Genomic DNA, 1117 nt, shown 5'->3' with positions numbered 1-1117 from the left:
ACATCAGACGTCTGGAACGACCAGGTCGAGCGCTGGACCTACGTCACCGGCACGGCGATCTGCGGTCAAGTCGGCGTCGACGGCTACTATGTCCGCATCGCGCCGCCCGACAGCGCCTCGGCCGGTTCGCCGAAGGACGGCTATGTCCCGATCAAGAACCGGCCGCCCGGCGACACCGACCGGCCGGCCGAGCAAATCGTCAGTCCGGATGCGCTTGCACTTGTCCGCTTCGGTCTGCGGGCGGCCGACGACCCGCGCATGACAGACACGGTCAAGGTCATCGACGCGCAATTGCGCTGCGATCTGCCGCAAGGGCCGCTCTGGTACCGCTACAACGGCGACGGCTATGGCGAGCATGAAGATGGCGCACCTTTCGACGGCACCGGCCAGGGTCGCCCCTGGCCGCTGCTGGCCGGCGAACGCGCCCACTATGAGCTGGCGGCCGGGCGCAGGGAAAAGGCAGCCAGCCTGCTGGCAGCGCTGGAAGGCTCGGCCGGACCGGGCGGCCTGTTGCCGGAGCAGGTCTGGGACGGCGCCGATAGGCCGGAGCGCGAACTGCTGCACGGCCGCCCCTCGGGCAGCGCCATGCCGCTGGTCTGGGCGCATTCGGAGCATATCAAGCTGTTGCGCTCGCTGCGCGACGGCGCGGTCTTCGACATGCCCCCGCAAGGCGTCAAGCGCTATATCGAGGACAAGACCGTATCGCCGTTCAGAACATGGCGGTTCAACAACAAGATCCGCACGGTCCCGGCCGGCAAGACGCTGCGCTTCGAACTGTTGGCCCCGGCTACAGTCCATTGGAGCACCGACAACTGGGCGACCGCCCACGACAGCCAGACGGTAGAAAACGATTTCGGCATCCATCTTGCCGATCTGCCCGTCTCTGGCCTTCCCAAGGGAAGCACGCTGACCTTCACTTTTTTCTGGCCCGGGGCCGGCGATTGGGAGAATGTCGACTTCTCCGTCATCTCAGGCGACCAGGACAGCCAGCAGACCTTCCCTCGATAACCCCGCAAATCTCCTAGAAAACAGGGACGAAACCATGCAGATCGGAATGATGGGACTGGGCCGGAGGGGCGCCAACATGGGCCGGCGCCTGAGGCGCGACGGCCACGAA

At 66.0% G+C, this 1117-nt stretch carries 1 pseudogene; it reads left to right on the top strand.

The annotated features are described in order from the left end of the window. A pseudogene (locus EN969_RS32320) lies at positions 1–1008 on the top strand (glucan 1,4-alpha-glucosidase); the annotation flags it as partial. Positions 1009–1117 lie beyond the last annotated feature (109 nt).

The organism is Mesorhizobium sp. M7A.F.Ca.CA.003.01.2.1 (assembly GCF_003998945.1).
In the GTDB taxonomy this organism is placed as follows: domain Bacteria; phylum Pseudomonadota; class Alphaproteobacteria; order Rhizobiales; family Rhizobiaceae; genus Mesorhizobium; species Mesorhizobium ciceri.
The sequence above is the reverse complement of the archived record's forward strand: the minus strand, read 5'-3'. Positions and strand labels throughout refer to the sequence as shown.